This is a genomic window from Glutamicibacter sp. AOP12-B1-11, assembly GCF_052379245.1.
In the GTDB taxonomy this organism is placed as follows: Bacteria; Actinomycetota; Actinomycetes; order Actinomycetales; family Micrococcaceae; genus Glutamicibacter.
In genome coordinates, this window is record NZ_JBQSYL010000086.1 from 1 (window position 1) to 1,061 (window position 1,061).

Here is a 1,061-nt window from a genome sequence, read left to right on the forward strand (position 1 = left end):
TCGCCAAAGATATAGGAATGTCCAGAGCGACGCTTTATAGAAGAATTGCATCTTTGAATAATTAAAGGCGCACATCCCACATCGTTCTGTCGGACCCAACACATAGACTTCAGATTCCAATACAGCTTCGCAATATTAGCTCGGAAGGATCCGAATGACGTTCTCAGCAACCGTAGTACAGGTTTTCATCGCTTCTCCCTCAGATACCACATCTTCGCGTGATGCCATTGAACGTGCTCTCTCACGGTGGAACGCCAGCCGAGCGGAATCTGACAACCTCGTCATACTCCCCCGCCGTTATGAAACCAGCGCTGTTCCACAGATGGGAAATGACGGGCAACAAGTTATCAATAGACAACTTGTTGATTCTGCTGACATCGTCATCGCGGTCTTCGCCAATAAACTTGGTAGCGCTACACCCCGCTCAATCTCTGGCACAGTAGAAGAAATCAAGGAAGCCTACGAGTCGGGAAAGAAAGTACACGTCTATTTCTCCGAAGCTCCAGTACCTCGTGAGTTCATGGATCAAGTCGCTGAACTCGAAAAGTACAAGACTGAGTTCCAAGGTCTCTACGGAACATATACCGATGATTCAGACTTAGTTGATAAAGTCCGTCACGCCATTGACACAGATATGCCTTCTTTCGGCGGGATATCACAGCAAGAACCGATTTCTGCTGCTAACCCAATAGCTCGTCACCAACATGACCGGTCGACCGAGAGTGATTCTAAGGGACGAATAAGAAACAGGCATCGACACGCCATTGTCATCGAAAACAAAAGTGGTGCCGAAGCAAAGGACTTCTTGGTGAAGTTCGAATCCAATGATGAAAACGACGTTTTAGACATGTTCTATGAAGACCCAATCCGCGAAACCTTATATGGACATGACCAGCGCTCGTATAAGTTCGAGATGACGGCGACATCGGCAAATCGATTAGTTGCTTCTATGACTTGGAAGGAAAACGGCGAAGAAAAATCTCGCCGCACTACTATCTCACTCATTTAGTCCCGCAGGCTGACCGATGTCCCGTAAACGAAATCGCCATGTTTCGGGACTC

Annotated in this window: 1 protein-coding gene; it reads left to right on the top strand. The window is 47.5% G+C overall.

Translation table 11 applies throughout. The features are described 5' to 3' along the window. Positions 1-154: 154 nt before the first annotated feature. Positions 155-1,009: a DUF4062 domain-containing protein gene (locus ACT3UQ_RS19705; protein ID WP_443444204.1), complete on the top strand. Its 855-nt coding sequence runs from the start codon at positions 155-157 to the stop codon at positions 1,007-1,009. Positions 1,010-1,061 lie beyond the last annotated feature (52 nt).